Below are 16,846 nucleotides of genomic sequence, written 5' to 3'. Positions count from 1 at the left end.
GGACGGCGTTGTGACGATGCGCTCCGGCTGATGCCGCTTATCTTTAATCTCTGTCCCGCGGCCCAAGGTGCGGCAGCCGCAATGGCGATGGGAATCCTGCCGACAACCGGCACCCACACAGTGATCGCATACGAAACGCTGCGCGAGCACGCTTTGGTGATGCTGCGCGACTGGCCGCTGGCGCTTCATGATGTTCCATGCAACGACGACTTGTCCGGCCTTGCCGGACTATGCGACAGCCACCTTCGCGATCTCGAGCATACGCTGTTTTCGACTCGCGCCACGGATGTCCTGGACGATTTCGATGGCTGGTTGAAAAACAGCCAGAGTCGGCCCGCGAAATATCTTAAGCAGGTGGAGAAGTGGCCCAAATCGTCGGGGCGGACAGCGGCGGAATTTGATCCTACGTTCATCGGCCGTGTCATCCAGCATCCGGCGCTGTCTCGCATCGTGGACAACGAGGGCATCACCCTTTTCGCCCGGATGGCGGCCCGCGTGGTGGAAGCCGCCACGCTCATCATCGACATTACCTCGGGCGACGCTGGTATCCGCTACGGGCGGACCGACACCAGCGGGGGCTGGGCCGAAGCGGCCCGCGGGCGGCTGCTCCATTATGCGCGGCTGCGGAACGGCGCCATCGAGGACTACCGTATCGAGACGCCAACAGATAGCATGATCGGAGATAGCGCATTTCTCCAGAACCTGCTCCAATCGGCAGCGACCGGACCATCCGCCGGGCGCAGCGACCGTATCAGGATCGCGTTGACCTGCGCCGATCCCTGCCTGCCGGTGATCTGGCAAACCCGGACAAAGTACGATGCATGAAATGTCGATTTGCCAGAGCCTGGTCGGACTGATAGCGGACGAAGCCAGCCGCAGCCAGTTCACGCGCGTCACGCGGGTGCGTCTCGAAATTGGGTGCTTTGCAGGTGTCGAGCCGCAAGCCCTGCTGTTCGGATTCGATGTCACCGCGCGCGGCACCGTCGCCGAGGGCGCAGCGCTCGACATCATCGGCCTGCCCGGCCGCGCATGGTGCTTCGATTGCAATGAGAGCATCGAAATCGACCACCAGGCTGCATCGTGCCCGCACTGCGAAGGTGGCCGCCTCCGTGTCACCGGTGGCGAGGAGCTTCGTATCAAGGATCTGGAGGTGATCTGATGCATACGGCTCGCGCCAGGACAGATGCAGGAACGCAGACCGCCGGCTCGCCGCCGAAGCGGGTTGTACCGATCGAGACTGACATTCTTGCCAGAAACAACAAGCTTGCCCGCTTGAACCGTCAGCGACTGGCGGAAAAAGGCATTCTCGCACTCAATCTTGTTTCCAGCCCAGGCTCCGGCAAGACCACGCTGTTGGTCGAAACGTTGCGGAAAATGGCAGGTGACAATATATCGGTGATCGAGGGCGATCAGGAAACCGACAACGATGCAGCCCGCATTCGCGAAACCGGCGTCCGGGCGATTCAGATCAATACCGGGAAGGGATGCCATCTCGACGCCGCCATGATCGGCGATGCGCTTGACCGCCTGCAATTACGGGATCGCGGCGTCGTCTTCATCGAGAATGTCGGAAATCTTGTTTGCCCCGCCGGATTCGATCTCGGCGAAGACAGCAAGGTCGTCGTGCTGTCGGTCACCGAGGGCGAGGACAAACCGCTGAAATATCCGCACATGTTCGCAGCCGCCTCGCTGATGGTGCTCAACAAGATCGATCTCGCTCCGCATGTCGATTTCGACATCGAACGCTGCGAAACCAATGCCCGGCGCGTCAATCCGAATATCGACATTCTGCGTCTTTCCGCGCGAACCGGAGATGGCATGGAGCAATGGCTTGACTGGATAGCCGCCCGGCGCGAATCCCCGCGGCCCCGCGCCAACGCTCTCGCGGAATCACACCGTGCCGCATCCGACACGACCGCAACGCCGGAGCCACGCTGACGATGGCCGATACTCCGCTTCCCGCCATTCTCGTTGTCGACGACGAACATCTTTCCGTCGAAGCGATCAAGCGAACGCTTGAGGACGATTTCGAGGTCTTCACCGCCACCAGCGGCGCGGAAGCTCTCTCCATTCTCGAGAATCAATGGATCCAGCTCGTCCTGTGCGATCAGCGCATGCAGGGAATGTCCGGCCTCGAGGTTCTCAGCGAGGTGCGCCGGCGCTGGCCGGAGGTGCTGCGAGTCATCATTACGGGATACACCGATCCCAACGACATCATCGATCTCGTCAACAAGGCGGGGATCTATCACTTCATTTCAAAGCCCTGGCATCCGGAAGAGCTGCTGCTGGTGCTCAAAAACGGCACTCAACTCTACAAACTTCAGCGTGAACACGATCGTCTTTCGGTCGAACTCAAGCTGCTTGGCCCATCGGTGCAGAACCGTCTCGATGAACAGCGCCGTCAGCTTCGCGAAGGATTCAATTTCGACAACATCGTTCGCAGCCCTGTCTCGCCCTTGAATGCGGCTTGCGATATGGCGGCGCGCATCGCCGGTTTCGACGTGCCCGCGCTGATTCTCGGCGAAACCGGCACCGGCAAGGAATTGATCGCCCGCGCGATCCATTATTGCAGCCTGCGATCCGACAAACCATTCCACGCCGTCAATTGCGGCGCGATTCCTTCCGAGCTTCTCGAAAGCGAATTGTTCGGTCATCGCAAGGGGGCTTTCACCGGCGCACATGCGCATCGTATCGGCCTGCTCGAGCAGGCCCATGAAGGCACCGTATTCCTCGATGAAATCGGTGACATTCCCCAGGCTTTTCAGGTCAAGTTGCTGCGTTTCCTGCAAGAAGGCGAAATCCGTCCTGTCGGCAGCAACAGCACGCTGCGGGTCGATGTCCGCGTCATCGCGGCCACCAATCGCGACATCGCGCGCGAGGCGGCGGCCGGAAAATTCCGCGAAGACCTCTACTATCGCCTTGCCATCTCTCCGATTTCCATTCCTCCGCTTCGCGAACGGATTTGCGACGTACCCTCGCTCGCGAATTCCCTGCTGGAGCGCGTGACCGCGCGGCACGACATCAAGATTTCCGGATTCACGGACGAAGCGCTCGACCGGCTTTGCGCCTATCCCTGGCCAGGCAACGTCCGCGAGCTTGAAAACCAGATCACGCGAATGGTCATCCTTGCGGAAGGCCGGATATTGAGCGCCGACCTGATCGAGCCTCACATCCTGCGTGCCGACGGAGCTCAATCTCCGCCGGAACCGCTGATCGATCGCTTCATCGGCGAAGGTGGACTTTTGCGCGACCGCGTCGAACGGATGGAAGCTCGCATCATCCGCGAGACATTGATCCGCAACCGGGGCAACAAATCGCGCGCGGCGGAAGAACTCGGCCTGTCGCGCGTCGGCCTGCGCGCCAAGCTGCTGCGTTACGAAATCGAGGAGCCGGTGAAACTGTCTCTGATCAGCGGGGATGCTCCCGACGATGATCCGTAGCACGCGCGAGATCGATCAAACTTACCCAGGCGCTAATATCGAAAATCAGACCTGGATTTTCTGTTTTGCCAGATCCGCAAGACTATCGACCACAGCATAGGCGCCGTCGAACGTCTCGTGTTTGAAATAGGCGCTGCGTGTCACCAGCACGGGAATTCCGGCGGATGATGCGGCGACCAGCCCGTTTCGGGAGTCTTCGATCGCGAGGCATTCGCGAGCCGGCAGCCCCAGAAGTGCAAGCGCCTTCACATAAACGTCCGGCGCAGGCTTCTTGTCGGCGACATCTTCACCCGCCACAATCGGATCGAACAGATCGAGGCCACGCTGACCCAGCGTGGCCAGCAGCAGCGCATCGACATTATCGCGGGAGGTCGTCGTGGCTATTGCGAGACGTTGTTTCTGCGTAACGGCCGCATCTAACATGTCAACTACGCCGGGGCGCAATGCACAAGCACCCGCCGCGATCAGTTCGCCGAAGCGTATCGTCTTGTATCGATGCAACTGCGCGAGACGCTCATCGGAAATTTCCGTCTTCGGCTGCCGCATCGTCGCGAAATGGCGCATCCGTTCCTTGCCGCCCGTCACAAGAAGCAGTTCGGCATAAAGCTCGGCGCTCCAATGCCAATCCAGCCCGAAATGAGCGAACGATTCATTGAAGGCGCAACGGTGAACTTCCTCGGTTTCGGCCAGCGTGCCATCAACGTCGAAAATCAGCGCCTTGAATCCGTTCATGCAGCCTTGGTCCGCAGGCTGTCGCATGCTTTCGCGAATTCTGCGTAAGAATCGATCACCGCATCGGGCGCGAGTTTGCGCATCGGCGTCTGCGAATAGCCAAACGTCACTCCGATGACTGCAACTCCCGCCGCGCGCGCGCATTGCACATCGAACGTGCTGTCGCCGACCAGAACCGCATCCTCACGCGGAATTTCCAGAGCTTCCAGCGTTTCCAGCAGCATGATCGGCGAGGGCTTGCCCGGCCGCCCGGGGATGCCGCCGACAACCACCTCGGCGTATTTATCCAGGCCAAAGTGCGCCGCGACACGCTCCGCCTTGTCCTGGAATTTGTTGGTGCAGATCGCCATCCGGATGCCGCGCGATTTCAGATCGGCCATCACATCCATGGCGCCGGCATAGACGTAGGTTCGATCGACGAGGTGCATTCCATAGATCTCGTCATAGGTCGCAACGGCCGTTTGCAGTTCGTCGGCACCGAGCATGACGCCGCGCGTTTGGAAAGCGCGCTGCACAAGCGCCTTGCTGCCATCGCCGACAAAATCACGCACCGTCTCCTCGGGGAACGGCGCGAGCTTCCGAGCCACGAGAAGCTCATTGAGCGATGTCGTAATATCGCCGGCGCTATCAACCAGCGTACCGTCGAGATCGAACACTACCGCCGCTGGCCAGGAGGCCCCTCTTGGCGTTGACATATGAGAAGCAGACATCACCATCACCTCGCCGTCCCGGCGGCCGCGCGAATGGCGGCGATATTCGTTGCATAGGCAGATTGTGTCCCGCCTTTGAAGACAGCAGCACCTGCGACCACGGTATCCGCGCCGGCAGCCGCAACCTGCGCCGCAGTTTCTACATTTACCCCGCCATCAACTTCAAGCCGAATCGGCCGCTCGCCGATCATCGCACGGATGCGCCGGATCTTGTCGAGCTGCGAGGAAATGAACTGCTGCCCTCCGAATCCGGGATTCACGCTCATCACCAGAATCAGGTCGAGCCGGTCGAGAACATTGGCCAGAACATTTTCGGGCGTCGCCGGACAAATCGTTGCGCCCGCTTTCTTGCCCAGATTGCGGATCGCCTGCAGCGACCGATCCAGATGCGGTCCCGCCTCGGCGTGTACCGTGATCACATCGGCACCCGCCTTGGCGAAGGCTTCAAGATACGGATCGACCGGCGCGATCATGAGATGGACGTCAAACACTTTTTTGGTGCGCGGCCGGATCGCTTTAATGACATCAGGCCCGAAGCTGATGTTGGGCACGAAGTGCCCGTCCATGACATCGCAATGAATCCAGTCCGCACCCGCGGCATCGATGGCTTCCACCTCCTCACCGAGCCGGGAGAAATCGGCCGATAGAATCGACGGAGCGATCACAAGAGGCTGTGGCATCGATTCAGGACTTTCCTTCAGGAGTTGACGGTTTATCGAAGACCCGGCTCGCCAGGATATCTGACGCATCGATCGCCTGAATGTCATCCGCCGTCACGGTCCGATCGAGGTCGGCGACGAGGCGATTTGCCTGACGCAAACGAATCCGATCGAGCGCATTACGGATCGAGCGCGCGTTCGAAAATAACGGCTGTGTCTTGCGTATCTCAATATAGCGAGCGAACGCGTCCCGCGCCTCCGCCGTGAAATGATAGTTCTGTTCCTTCAACATCAATTCGGCGATCCACATCAACTCGCTGTCCCCATAATCGGGAAAATCGATGTGATGGGCAACGCGCGAACGAAAGCCTGGATTACTGGCGAAGAACTTGTCCATCCGGTCGCCATAACCGGCCAGAATGACCACGAGATCGTCCCGCTGGGATTCCATGACCTGCAACAGGATTTCGATCGCTTCCTGTCCGTAGTCGCGTTCGTTGTCCGGACGATAGAGATAATACGCCTCGTCGATGAACAGCACGCCGCCCATCGCCTTCTTCAGAATTTCCTTGGTCTTCGGCGCGGTATGGCCGATATATTGACCGACCAGTTCATCGCGCGTCACCGACACCACATGGCCGCGCCGCACGAAGCCGAGCTTGTGCAGAATGTTCGCCATCCGCAGCGCCACCGTGGTCTTTCCGGTGCCCGGATTTCCGGTGAACGACATATGAAGCGTCGGCGTTTCCGCCGACAGCCCCATACGCTGACGAATGCGCTCGATCAGGAGAAGAGCCGCAATCTCACGGATTCGCGTCTTCACCGGCGCAAGGCCGATCAACTCCCGATCGAGCTGTTCGAGCACCTCACCGATACCGACCTCGCTGAATTCCTTGCGAAGGTCGATGTCGGCGACGGGCTTACCCTCAGTGTTTTCAACTGTGGACAACAAGCTCATGCTCCGTTGTAGCGCTGACCTTCAGGGCGATCGGCCGCATAGGACGTCGTGGTGTAACGCATGTTACGGCCACCGACCTCCTGACGTGCCAGACGGAAGCCGGGCTCGTTCTTCGGGCGGTTCACGATGAACGAAATGCGCACCGATTCCCAACCATGGCTGGAGTCGAAGGCATTGATCCGGATGTAGCGGTCTCCATAGACCTTCCGGCACTCCTTCAGCTCCATCATGATGCCTGCGGCATCGCGCAGATCGAACATCGGCAGGCCCCACATCTCCCAATACGTGTTGCGCGGGTGCGGATCGTCCGTGAATTCGATGTTCACGGCCCAATCCTTGCCGAGGCAATACTGGATCTGCTTCTTGATCTGTTCGTCGGTCAGATCGGGGAGGAAGGAAAAGCAACCTTGTGTAATTCGCATGATAAACCTCTCGATCTTAAACAGCGGCGATCGCGGTCGGAACGAAGTCCGGCGCATCGGTGGATTCGTAGTTGAAGGTCACGTCCTTCCAGACCTCGAGCGCCGACTTCAGCGGCGTACAGGTCGCAGCCGCCTTGGCCAGAATTTCCGGACCTTCGGCAACGTAGTCACGTCCTTCGTTGCGGGCCAGGATCATGGCCTCGAGCGCGACGCGGTTGGCGATCGCACCGGCCTGGATGCCCATCGGATGGCCGATGGTCCCGCCGCCGAACTGCAACACCACATCCTCGCCGAGCAAGTCGAGAAGCTGATGCATCTGACCGGCATGGATGCCGCCGGATGCCACCGGCATCATCTTGTTGAGGCTGGCCCAGTTCTGGTCGAAGAAGATGCCATGTTCGAGCTTCGTCGGGTTGAACTCCTCGCGGCAGATATCGTAGTAGCCGCGCGTGGTGTTCGGATCGCCTTCGAGCTTGCCGACCACGGTGCCGGCATGGATGTGATCGACACCGGCAAGACGCATCCACTTGGCAATGACGCGGAACGACACGCCATGGTTCTTCTGGCGGGTGTATGTCGAGTGACCCGCGCGATGCAGATGCAGGATCATGTCGTTCTTGCGCGCCCACTTCGCCATCGACTGAATGGCGGTATAGCCGATCACAAGATCGATCATGACGATACAGGATCCGAGTTCCTTGGCGAACTCGGCACGCTCGTACATGTCCTCCATCGTCGCCGCGGTGACGTTGAGATACGTTCCCTTCACTTCGCCGGATGCCGCTTGCGCGCGGTTCACCGCTTCCATGCAATAGAGGAAACGCTCACGCCAGTGCATGAAGGGCTGCGAGTTGATGTTCTCGTCGTCCTTGGTGAAGTCGAGACCGCCCTTGAGCGCCTCATAGACCACGCGGCCGTAATTGCGGCCCGAGAGACCAAGCTTCGGCTTCACCGTGGCGCCAAGCAACGGCCGGCCGAATTTGTCGAGACGCTCGCGCTCGACTACGATGCCGGTCGCTGGACCCTGGAAGGTCTTCACGTAGGCGACCGGCAAACGCATATCCTCAAGACGCAAGCCCTTCAGCGGCTTGAAACCGAACACGTTGCCGATGATCGACGCGGTCAGATTTGAGATCGAGCCGGGCTCGAACAGATCGAGATCGTAGGCGATGTAGGCAAAGTACTGGCCCGGCGAATTCGGCACCGGATCGACGCGATAACACTTCGCGCGATATTTCTCCGCCGCCGTCAGACGGTCGGTCCAGACCACGGTCCAAGTCGCGGTCGAGGATTCGCCCGCCACCGCGGCAGCCGCCTCGATCGGATCAACACCGTCCTGCGGAGTCACGCGGAACAGCGCGATCACGTCGGTGTCCTTGGGAACGTAGTCAGGCTCCCAATAGCCCATTTTCTTGTAGGCCATGACGCCGGACTTGTAGCGGTCCTTGCCGCGGATGGTCATCGATTGATCGTTCATATCGTTCTCCTTTATGTCTGCGGACCGGTGCGCCACACCGGTTCTTAACCTCCAGGCTTCACTCGGCGGCGCTCGCCATATCTCCAATTCGCGGATCCAACGTGCCCGCGCGGTATCGTTTGGCCATTTCAGCCAGCGGAATGACTTTGATCTTCGATGCCTGGCCTGCCGTTCCGAACTGTTCGAAACGCTCACGGCACAAATCGCGCATCGCGTCCATCGCAGGCTTCAAGAACTTGCGCGGGTCGAATTCGCTCTTGGTCTGCGTGGCGACCTTGCGAAACACCGCGGCCATTGCGAGACGGCAATCGGTGTCGATATTCACCTTGCGCACGCCGTGTTTGATGCCGCGCACGATCTCCTCGACCGGAACGCCCCAGGTCTGAGGCATCTCGCCGCCGAAAGAATTGAACATGTCCTGCAGCGGTTGCGGCACGGACGACGAGCCGTGCATCACGAGATGCGTGTTCGGCAGCCTGCGGTGGATTTCCTCGACGACATTCATCGCAAGGATGTCGCCGTCCGGCTTGCGGGAGAATTTGTAGGCGCCGTGCGACGTTCCCATCGCGATCGCCAGCGCATCGACCTTGGTCTCGCGCACGAAATCGACGGCCTGATCCGGGTCGGTGAGCAACTGGTCGTGGCTGAGAGTGCCCTCGACGCCGTGCCCGTCTTCCTGCTCGCCGCCGCCATGCTCCAGCGATCCGAGCACACCGAGCTCGCCTTCGACAGAAGCGCCGATCCAATGCGCCATATCGACGACCCGGCGCGTGATGTCGGCATTATAACGGTAGCTCGCCACGGTCTTTCCGTCGGCTTCCAGCGATCCATCCATCATCACCGAGGTGAAACCATGCTTGATGGCGGTGGCGCAGGTCGCTTCCTCGTTGCCATGATCCTGATGCATGCACAGCGGGATACCTGGATACATCTCCTCCAGCGCATCGATCATCTTCGACAGCATAATGTCGTTGGCGTAGGAGCGCGCACCGCGCGAGGCTTGCATGATCACAGGAGCATCGACCTTCGCCGCCGCCTCCATGATGGCAAGCCCCTGCTCCATATTGTTGATATTGAAGGCAGGAACGCCGTAACCCTGTTCGGCGGCGTGATCGAGAAGTTGTCGAAGAGTGATACGTGCCATGAACTTTTTACCTCACGCGTGAGAAATCTTGAGAACATCGACGCCCGGAAGCCCTCGTCCCTCGAGCCATTCGAGAAACGCTCCGCCTGCTGTCGACACGTAACTGAAATCGTCCTGGATGCCCGCAGCCGAGAGTGCCGCGACCGTGTCACCGCCGCCGGCCACGGTGACGAGCTTGCCGGCCTTGGTCAGCCGCGCCGCACACCTGGCCAATGCGAACGTGCCACGACCGAATGGCTCGGTTTCAAAAGCCCCGACAGGGCCATTCCACAGCAGCGTTTTTAGATCCCCGAACTGCTCCATGATGTCGGCCACGGATTCCGGCCCGACATCGAGGATCATCGAGTCTGCGGGAACAGCATGGACATCGACAACCTCATGAGGCGCATTCGGCGCGAACTCCTTCGCAATAACAACGTCACGCGGCAGCACGATATTGCAATGATGATCCGCCGCACGCTGCAGGATACGCTCCACCGTCTCCTTGAAATCCGGTTCGCACAGGGACCGGCCGACATTGATCCCCTTCGCGTACAGAAATGTATTGGCCATGCCGCCGCCGATGATCAGCTCATCGACGCGCGTGACGAGGTTTTCCAGCACCGTGATCTTCGTCGATACTTTCGCGCCGCCGACGACGGCGCCCACGGAACGCATCGGCTTGCCGAGCGCGCGGTCGAGCGCAGTCAGTTCCGCTTCCATGCCGCGTCCGGCGAAAGACGGCAGCAATCGCGCGACTCCTTCAGTCGAGGCATGGGCGCGGTGCGACACCGAGAACGCGTCGTTGACGAAAATATCGCCGAGGTCCGCCAGCGTTCGGGAGAATTCGGGATCGTTCTCTTCCTCGCCCGGATGAAAACGGGTGTTTTCCATCAGCAGAATATCGCCGGGAATAGCCTTCGCCACCTCTGCCCTGGGCGCACCATTCCGCCAATCCGTCTCGACGAAACGAACACTGCGCTTCAGGGATTTTTCGAGCGCGGGCCGCAGCGGCGCGAGCGAATAGTCCGGCACCACCTTGCCGCGCGGCCGCTCGAAATGAGACAGCACGATCACGATTGCATTTCTGTTCGCCAGCTCGGAAAGCGTAGCCGCTGCGTGTCTGACCCGCATGTCATCCGCCACCTCGCCGTTCCGCATCGGAACGTTGAGGTCGGCACGCACGATGACTCGCTTGCCAGCAACTTCGACGTCGTCGAGGACACGCAATGCTCCGCTCACATCACCCTCCCCAGCGCCACCGCCGTATCGCTCATACGGCTCGAGAAGCCCCACTCATTGTCGTACCAGGTAAGGATGCGAACGAAATTTCCGTCGATCACCTTGGTCTGATCCATATGGAAGATCGAGGAATGCGGATCGTGGTTGAAATCGCTCGACACGTTTTGTTCGTGCGTAGCGCCGAGAATTCCCTTCAACGCCCCGCCGGACGCCTTACTGATCGCTTCATTGATTTCCTCAACCGACGTATTCTTCTTGGCGATGAATTTAAAATCGACGACCGACACATTCGGGGTCGGCACGCGGATGGCGACGCCATCGAGCTTTCCATTGAGCTCAGGCAGGACGAGACCGACCGCCTTCGCCGCCCCGGTCGATGTCGGGATCATCGACATCGACGCCGCGCGCGCGCGATAGAGGTCCTTGTGCATGGTGTCGAGTGTCGGCTGATCGCCCGTATACGAATGGATCGTCGTCATGAAGCCGCGCTCGATTCCGACCGCGTCGTTCAGAACCTTGGCAACCGGCGCCAGGCAGTTGGTGGTGCAGGATGCGTTGGAGATCACCACGTGATCCTTGTTGAGCTTCTGATGATTGACGCCGTAGACAACGGTCATGTCGGCGCCATCGGCCGGAGCCGAGACGATCACGCGCCTGGCACCTGCCTTCAGATGCGCCGCGGCCTTCTCGCGCGTGGTGAAGATCCCCGTGCATTCGAGCGCGACATCGACGCCCATCGCGGCATGCGGCAGCGCCGCCGGGTCTTTTTCCGCCGTCACGCGGATCGGACCACGGCCGACATCGATGGTGTCGCCGGAAATCTTCACTTCATGCGGGAAACGGCCATGGATGGAGTCGTAGCGCAGCAGATGCGCGTTGGCCTGAACCGAACCGAGATCGTTGATGGCAACGACTTCGATGTCGTCACGGCCGGATTCGACAATCGCGCGAAGCACATTGCGGCCGATCCGCCCAAAACCATTGATGGCGACTTTCACTGACACTCTAGACTCCCTTGCTCGATGAACGGGCGATGGAACGCTTGGCCGCAAGCACGACGCCTTCCGGCGTGATGCCGAATTCGCGGTACAACACATTCGCCGGAGCGGAAGCGCCGAAACCGGTCATCCCGACAAACTCGCCATCGTCCCCGATCAGACGCGCCCATGCGCCTTCAATCGCGGCCTCGATCGCGACGCGCGGCCGCTGTCCGAGTACCGCTCGGCGATACTCCTCAGGCTGCTCGGCGAAGAGCTCCAGGCACGGCGCCGACACAACGGCGGCGCGAATGTCGTCTTTCTCCAGCAGGCGCGCCGCATCGAGCGCGATCGCGACTTCGGAGCCGGTCGCGATCAGGGTCACGTCGCACCGATCCTGCGGATCGAGCACGAGATAGGCGCCTTGCGCCACCTTGTTGATGGCGCTGCTGCCGCTGCGGAATGTCGGCAACGCCTGGCGCGACAGACACAGGATCGAAGGCCGGCTCTCGGCGCGCAACGCGCAATCCCAGGCTTCCGCGGTCTCGACCGCATCGGCGGGACGAAACACCAGCAGGTTCGGGATCGCGCGCAGCGATGCCAGATGCTCGACCGGTTGATGCGTCGGCCCGTCTTCACCGAGGCCGATGGAGTCGTGCGTCATGACGTGAATGACGCGCAGTCCCATCAGCGCCGCCATGCGGATCGCCGGCCGGCTGTAATCGGCGAAGGTCAGGAACGTCCCACCATAGGGGATGAACCCGCCATGAAGCGCGATGCCGTTCATCGCCGCCGCCATGCCGTGCTCGCGGATGCCGTAGTGGATGTAATTGCCTGCGTAATCGCCGGGCTTGATGGGCTTCTGACTTTTAGCGTGGGTGAGATTCGAGTGCGTCAGGTCGGCGGAGCCGCCCGCGAGATTAGGCAGCACCGAGGCCAGCATCTCGATCACCTGTTGCGACGCCTGACGCGTCGCGATCTTCGGCTGCTCGGTCGCAAAACCGGCGCAGAGCTTGCGCATCGCGGCGTCATACTGGGACGACAGCTTGCCGCTCAGCACGCTGTTGATATGCTCGCGCTCCTCCCGATCGAGCTGGGCAAGACGATCCACCCATTTGCTGTGCTCGGTCTGCCCGTGCTCGCCCACCGTGCGCCAGGCCGCAAGTACATCGCGCGGAATTTCGAACGGCGCATGCGGCCAGTCCAAAGCCGCGCGGGTCGAAACGATCTCTTCGGCCCCGAGCGGAGCGCCATGCGCTTTCTCCGATCCTTCCCGGCCCGGCGAGCCGTATCCGATCCGCGTTTTGCAAGCGATCAGCGACGGACGGTCGGTTTCGCGCTCTTCGGCGATCGCCTTTTCAACGGCTTTAGGATCGTGACCGTCCACGCGGCGTACCGACCAGCCGGAGGCTGCCGCCCGCGCCAGCGGATCGTCGGAGCACGACAGCGAGGTCGATCCGTCGATCGAGATTCCGTTGTCGTCGAACAGCACGATCAGGCGCCCGAGCTTGAGGTGCCCGGCAAGCGAGATCGCTTCCTGACTGACGCCTTCCATCAGACAGCCGTCGCCGCAAATCACGTAGGTGTAATGCTCGAACAGATCGTTGCCGAGCCGCGCGTTGGTCATGCGCTCCGAAAGAGCCATGCCGACCGCCGTCGCGATGCCCTGCCCGAGCGGACCGGTCGTGGTCTCCACGCCCTGGGTGTGGCCGTACTCGGGATGACCCGGCGTCTTCGAGCCCCACTGGCGGAAAGACTTGATCTCGTCGATCGTCATCTCCCGATAGCCGGTCAGATGAAGCAGCGCGTAGAGCAGCATCGAGCCGTGGCCCGCCGACAGCACGAAGCGGTCGCGGTTCAGCCAGCTTGGCGCCAGCGGATCGAACTTGAGAAATTTCGAGAACAACACCGTTGCAACATCGGCCATGCCCATCGGCATGCCGGGGTGGCCGGAGTTGGCTTTCTCCACCGCATCGATGGCCAGAAAGCGGATGGCGTTCGCCATTTCTCTATGCGTCAGCTTGGCGTTCGCGTTCTTGCCACGCCGTGTGAGAGTGATGATGTCTCCGGACATCTTGGCATCAGCCGTCATGCGCGCCTCTTGCGGTCAATCAGTTGCAGGATCAGCGGGGTGAGGATCAGTTGCATCGCGAGGTCGAGCTTCGCGCCGTGGATGACGATCGAATTCGCACGCGACATGAAGCTGTTCGGAATCATCGACAGCAGATAGGGAAAATCGATGCCGCGCGGATTTTTCAGGCGGATCACCACCATCGATTCGTCCGGAGTCGGAATCCAGCGCGCGATGAACGGGTTCGAGGTATCGACCGTCGGGATGCGCTGGAAGTTGATGTCGGTCTCGGCGAATTGCGGACAGATGTAATTCACGTAGTCCGGCATGCGGCGCAGGATGGTGTCCGTCACCGCTTCGGTGGAATATCCGCGCGCGCTGCGGTCGCGGTGCAGCTTCTGGATCCATTCGAGGTTGATGACCGGAACGACGCCGATCTTGAGGTCGGCATGCTGGGCGACATTCACCTTGTCGGTGACGACCGCGCCATGCAGACCCTCGTAGAACAGCAGATCGGAGCTTTCCGGCAGTTGCTGCCAGTCGGTAAACGTCCCCGGTGCGGCGCCATGCAGCGCAGCCTCGTCCGCGTCATGCACATAATAACGTGTCGTGCCCGTTCCGGTCTCGCCGTAGGTCTTGAAAACCTGCTCCAGCTCTTCGAACAGATTCGTCTCGGCGCTGAAGTGGCTGAAATGCTTGTTGCCGCGTTCGGCTTCCGTCGCCATGCGTTCGCGCATCTCGGCGCGATTGTAACGATGAAACGCGTCGCCCTCGATATAGGCCGCGGTCACGTTCTCGCGGCGAAAGATCTGTTCGAACGTCCGCTTCACCGATGTGGTGCCCGCGCCAGACGAACCGGTGATCGAGATGATGGGATGCTTCCTTGACATGAACTCGTCCCTCTCAGATCAAATGCGGAATAGGCCGCGGGTGGCGAAAAGCGGCGGATTGCGCTCGAATTTGATGTCCGGCGACCCGTGCATGCGCTCGATGCGCCGCACGCTGTCGATCGAACCCATGATCAGCGGCACGCGCTGGTGCGGCGTATTCGCAGTAATGTCGAGAATGCGCTGGCGTCCGGTCGTCGCGCCGCCTCCCGCCTGCTCCATGATGAAAGCGATCGGATGCGCTTCGTAGAGCAGGCGCAGCCTGCCCTCGCCGTAACCTTCGCGGGTATCGCCGGGGTAAAGGAAAATGCCGCCCCGAACGAGAATCCGGTAGGCTTCCGCCACCATCGATCCGATCCAGCGCATGTTGAAATCGGCCTGCATCACGCCGTCTTTTCCGGCGAGACAATCCTCGATGAAGGCGACGATCAGCGGATCCCAGAATCGGCGGTTCGACGCATTGATCGCGTACTCGGGCGTTTGCGCCGGAATCTGAACTCGCGACCTGACTTTCTGAAACACCTTCGCCTTGCGATCGAGGGTGAACACGTCGACGCCGTCGCCCAGGGTCAGGACAAGACTGGTCTGCGGGCCATAGACGACAAAGCCAGCAGCCAACTGTGCCGATCCCGGCTGGGTGAACGCCGCGCGGGCATGCGACGGCGTTCGCACGATCGAGAAGATCGTGCCGACGGACATGTTGGTATTGATGTTCGACGAACCATCCAGCGGATCGAAAGCGACACTGACCGCGCCGGCTGGATCGCAAATCTCGATCTCCTCGGCCTCCTCGGAGGCAAGCGCGGCCACGGACGTTCCGGCCAGCGCAGCGCGGATGATCTGGTCGGCCTTGATGTCGAGATCTTTCTGGACATCGCCGTCGCTGTTGCGGGTCTGCCCCTCGCCGGTGATCCCGGACAACAAACCGCCCGAGATCAGTTCGGAAATCTCGGTGGCAGCGATGGCGAACGCGGCGACGACATCGGCGACAGGTCCGTGAGCCGGATCCGTGGCGGCAAAACCGGTCAGGTGTTGGTGCAGCGTCTGCCCTTGAGCCATTCGTCGTCCCCGGTCGATGTCCGCCTTTTCGGCGGTTTTTGTTTTGTTTGGCGTTGCGGGAACATTGACGGGGAAGTTTAAATAAGTAAAATTTAGTTATTTTCTATGAGGTAAAAGTTTTGCTTATATCGAAGCTGCAAGACGTCACCATCCGGCAACTTCGCGCACTGGGTGCCGTGGCTGCCACCGGCAGCGTCACCGGCGCGGCCAACCGCCTGCATCTCACGCAACCCGCGGTCACGCTTCAGCTTCGCAGCCTGCAGAACCTTGCAGGATTGCCGCTCCTCCAACGCACCAGCGACGGCATGATTTTGACCGGCGCCGGTCAGGAAGTGCTTGGGCTCCTCGAGCGCATTGAAGCAGCGGTCGCGAACTGCACGACGTCGCTCGACATGATCGCGGGCCACACCGGCGGGCGCGTCGCGATCGGCGCCGTCAGCACCGCGAAATATTTCGTGCCCTTCGTGATAGCGGGCTTCTCCAAGCTGTACCCGCAAGTCGAGATCACACTAAAAATCGGCAACCGCCAGGAACTGCGCGAAGCGCTGCGCGGCTACGAGCTCGACATCGCCATCATGGGGCGTACGCCTGCGGAGATTCAGGTCGAAACCCATCTGATCGGCGACAATCCTCACATCATCATCGCGCCGAAAGGGCACTGGCTCGAACAGGATTTCGGTCTGGCGATCGCAGACCTGTCACACGAGATATTTCTGACTCGCGAGCAAGGATCCGGTACGCGGCTGCTGATGGAACAGTTATTCGAGGCAAACAAATTTCAGCCGATCATCGGCATGGAGATGAGCAGCAACGAAACCATCAAGCAGGCGGTGACCGCCGGACTCGGCATTGCGTTTATCTCCGCGCACACCGTTGCTACAGAAATCGAGGACGGACGCCTGGTGATGCTCGATATCGCCGGCCTGCCGGTGATAAGGCAATGGTTCGTCGTCCGGAGGTATGACAAGACGTTGTTGCCACCGGCACAGGCGATGCTTGATTTCTTCGCTGCGGAAGGCGCGAAATACCTGCCGAAAGCCCCGCAGAAGCGGCTTTAGCGTTGCATGACGCCCCGCCCGAGACACCACA

Annotated in this window: 17 protein-coding genes; 5 read left to right on the top strand and 12 right to left on the bottom strand. The window is 60.6% G+C overall.

The window, feature by feature from the left end:
• The first annotated feature begins 81 nt into the window (after positions 1 to 81).
• The 4 genes from OCA5_RS17350 to OCA5_RS17335 are packed head-to-tail and all read left to right on the top strand — an operon-like array spanning position 82 to position 3,440.
• Positions 82 to 825 (top strand): nickel-dependent hydrogenase large subunit, encoded by a 744-nt coding sequence (locus OCA5_RS17350; RefSeq protein WP_244420550.1) that lies wholly within the window; start codon positions 82 to 84, stop codon positions 823 to 825.
• Complete coding sequence (gene hypA, locus OCA5_RS17345; protein WP_013913753.1) at positions 818 to 1,159, top strand: hydrogenase maturation nickel metallochaperone HypA; 342 nt, start codon at positions 818 to 820, stop codon at positions 1,157 to 1,159. Before OCA5_RS17350 ends, hypA begins: the two co-directional genes overlap by 8 nt.
• Positions 1,159 to 1,938 carry a hydrogenase nickel incorporation protein HypB gene (hypB, locus tag OCA5_RS17340; protein WP_013913752.1) on the top strand — a complete coding sequence of 260 codons (780 nt, stop codon included), beginning with the start codon at positions 1,159 to 1,161 and terminating at the stop codon, positions 1,936 to 1,938. Before hypA ends, hypB begins: the two co-directional genes overlap by 1 nt.
• 2 nt (positions 1,939 to 1,940) lie before the next feature.
• Positions 1,941 to 3,440 (top strand): sigma-54-dependent transcriptional regulator, encoded by a 1,500-nt coding sequence (locus OCA5_RS17335; protein WP_013913751.1) that lies wholly within the window; start codon positions 1,941 to 1,943, stop codon positions 3,438 to 3,440.
• A gap of 45 nt (positions 3,441 to 3,485) precedes the next feature.
• Here OCA5_RS17335 and OCA5_RS17330 read toward each other — a convergent pair whose 3' ends face one another.
• Genes OCA5_RS17330 through OCA5_RS17275 form a run of 12 tightly spaced genes read right to left on the bottom strand, consistent with a single transcriptional unit; the run spans position 3,486 to position 15,757 of the window.
• Positions 3,486 to 4,172, bottom strand: coding sequence for an HAD-IA family hydrolase (locus OCA5_RS17330; protein ID WP_013913750.1), 687 nt, complete (start codon positions 4,170 to 4,172; stop codon positions 3,486 to 3,488).
• Entirely contained in the window at positions 4,169 to 4,882 is a 714-nt protein-coding gene (locus OCA5_RS17325) for an HAD-IA family hydrolase (protein ID WP_013913749.1), read from the bottom strand. The genes OCA5_RS17330 and OCA5_RS17325 overlap by 4 nt, the downstream gene beginning before the upstream one ends.
• Before the next feature lie 5 nt (positions 4,883 to 4,887).
• Positions 4,888 to 5,562 (bottom strand): ribulose-phosphate 3-epimerase, encoded by a 675-nt coding sequence (gene rpe / locus OCA5_RS17320; RefSeq protein ID WP_013913748.1) that lies wholly within the window; start codon positions 5,560 to 5,562, stop codon positions 4,888 to 4,890.
• A gap of 4 nt (positions 5,563 to 5,566) precedes the next feature.
• Positions 5,567 to 6,499 carry a CbbX protein gene (cbbX, locus tag OCA5_RS17315; RefSeq protein WP_041559702.1) on the bottom strand — a complete coding sequence of 311 codons (933 nt, stop codon included), beginning with the start codon at positions 6,497 to 6,499 and terminating at the stop codon, positions 5,567 to 5,569.
• Positions 6,496 to 6,921 carry a ribulose bisphosphate carboxylase small subunit gene (locus tag OCA5_RS17310; protein WP_013913746.1) on the bottom strand — a complete coding sequence of 142 codons (426 nt, stop codon included), beginning with the start codon at positions 6,919 to 6,921 and terminating at the stop codon, positions 6,496 to 6,498. The genes cbbX and OCA5_RS17310 overlap by 4 nt, the downstream gene beginning before the upstream one ends.
• Before the next feature lie 16 nt (positions 6,922 to 6,937).
• Positions 6,938 to 8,398, bottom strand: coding sequence for a form I ribulose bisphosphate carboxylase large subunit (locus OCA5_RS17305; RefSeq protein ID WP_013913745.1), 1,461 nt, complete (start codon positions 8,396 to 8,398; stop codon positions 6,938 to 6,940).
• Positions 8,399 to 8,456: 58 nt separating this feature from the next.
• Positions 8,457 to 9,542 carry a class II fructose-bisphosphate aldolase gene (gene fba / locus OCA5_RS17300; RefSeq protein ID WP_013913744.1) on the bottom strand — a complete coding sequence of 362 codons (1,086 nt, stop codon included), beginning with the start codon at positions 9,540 to 9,542 and terminating at the stop codon, positions 8,457 to 8,459.
• 12 nt (positions 9,543 to 9,554) lie between these two features.
• Positions 9,555 to 10,763 (bottom strand): phosphoglycerate kinase, encoded by a 1,209-nt coding sequence (locus tag OCA5_RS17295; protein WP_013913743.1) that lies wholly within the window; start codon positions 10,761 to 10,763, stop codon positions 9,555 to 9,557.
• Positions 10,760 to 11,767, bottom strand: a complete 1,008-nt coding sequence (gene gap / locus OCA5_RS17290) for a type I glyceraldehyde-3-phosphate dehydrogenase (RefSeq protein ID WP_013913742.1) — start codon at positions 11,765 to 11,767, stop codon at positions 10,760 to 10,762. Before gap ends, OCA5_RS17295 begins: the two co-directional genes overlap by 4 nt.
• Before the next feature lies 1 nt (position 11,768).
• Complete coding sequence (gene tkt, locus OCA5_RS17285; RefSeq protein WP_042201117.1) at positions 11,769 to 13,814, bottom strand: transketolase; 2,046 nt, start codon at positions 13,812 to 13,814, stop codon at positions 11,769 to 11,771.
• Positions 13,815 to 13,828: 14 nt separating this feature from the next.
• Positions 13,829 to 14,701 carry a phosphoribulokinase gene (locus OCA5_RS17280; RefSeq protein ID WP_013913740.1) on the bottom strand — a complete coding sequence of 291 codons (873 nt, stop codon included), beginning with the start codon at positions 14,699 to 14,701 and terminating at the stop codon, positions 13,829 to 13,831.
• A gap of 18 nt (positions 14,702 to 14,719) precedes the next feature.
• Complete coding sequence (locus OCA5_RS17275; RefSeq protein ID WP_013913739.1) at positions 14,720 to 15,757, bottom strand: class 1 fructose-bisphosphatase; 1,038 nt, start codon at positions 15,755 to 15,757, stop codon at positions 14,720 to 14,722.
• 119 nt (positions 15,758 to 15,876) lie between these two features.
• On the opposite strand from OCA5_RS17275, the gene OCA5_RS17270 reads away from it, so the two are divergent.
• The gene (locus OCA5_RS17270) at positions 15,877 to 16,815 is read left to right on the top strand and encodes a LysR family transcriptional regulator (protein ID WP_013913738.1); all 939 of its coding nucleotides are present in this window, start codon (positions 15,877 to 15,879) and stop codon (positions 16,813 to 16,815) included.
• The last annotated feature ends 31 nt before the right edge of the window (positions 16,816 to 16,846 follow it).

It is taken from the genome of Afipia carboxidovorans OM5, from assembly GCF_000218565.1.
GTDB classification, from domain to species: domain Bacteria; phylum Pseudomonadota; class Alphaproteobacteria; order Rhizobiales; family Xanthobacteraceae; genus Afipia; species Afipia carboxidovorans.
The sequence above is the reverse complement of the archived record's forward strand: the minus strand, read 5'-3'. Positions and strand labels throughout refer to the sequence as shown.

Bases quoted from the DNA above. Each gene is read 5' to 3' on its own strand.
- OCA5_RS17350 (WP_244420550.1), top strand. From the start codon at position 82: ATGGCGATGGGAATCCTGCCGACAACCGGCACCCACACAGTGATCGCA.
- hypA (WP_013913753.1), top strand. From the start codon at position 818: ATGCATGAAATGTCGATTTGCCAGAGCCTGGTCGGACTGATAGCGGAC.
- hypB (WP_013913752.1), top strand. From the start codon at position 1,159: ATGCATACGGCTCGCGCCAGGACAGATGCAGGAACGCAGACCGCCGGC.
- OCA5_RS17335 (WP_013913751.1), top strand. From the start codon at position 1,941: ATGGCCGATACTCCGCTTCCCGCCATTCTCGTTGTCGACGACGAACAT.
- OCA5_RS17330 (WP_013913750.1), bottom strand. From the start codon at position 4,172: ATGAACGGATTCAAGGCGCTGATTTTCGACGTTGATGGCACGCTGGCC.
- OCA5_RS17325 (WP_013913749.1), bottom strand. From the start codon at position 4,882: ATGTCTGCTTCTCATATGTCAACGCCAAGAGGGGCCTCCTGGCCAGCG.
- rpe (WP_013913748.1), bottom strand. From the start codon at position 5,562: ATGCCACAGCCTCTTGTGATCGCTCCGTCGATTCTATCGGCCGATTTC.
- cbbX (WP_041559702.1), bottom strand. From the start codon at position 6,499: ATGAGCTTGTTGTCCACAGTTGAAAACACTGAGGGTAAGCCCGTCGCC.
- OCA5_RS17310 (WP_013913746.1), bottom strand. From the start codon at position 6,921: ATGCGAATTACACAAGGTTGCTTTTCCTTCCTCCCCGATCTGACCGAC.
- OCA5_RS17305 (WP_013913745.1), bottom strand. From the start codon at position 8,398: ATGAACGATCAATCGATGACCATCCGCGGCAAGGACCGCTACAAGTCC.
- fba (WP_013913744.1), bottom strand. From the start codon at position 9,542: ATGGCACGTATCACTCTTCGACAACTTCTCGATCACGCCGCCGAACAG.
- tkt (WP_042201117.1), bottom strand. From the start codon at position 13,814: ATGTCCGGAGACATCATCACTCTCACACGGCGTGGCAAGAACGCGAAC.
- OCA5_RS17280 (WP_013913740.1), bottom strand. From the start codon at position 14,701: ATGTCAAGGAAGCATCCCATCATCTCGATCACCGGTTCGTCTGGCGCG.
- OCA5_RS17275 (WP_013913739.1), bottom strand. From the start codon at position 15,757: ATGGCTCAAGGGCAGACGCTGCACCAACACCTGACCGGTTTTGCCGCC.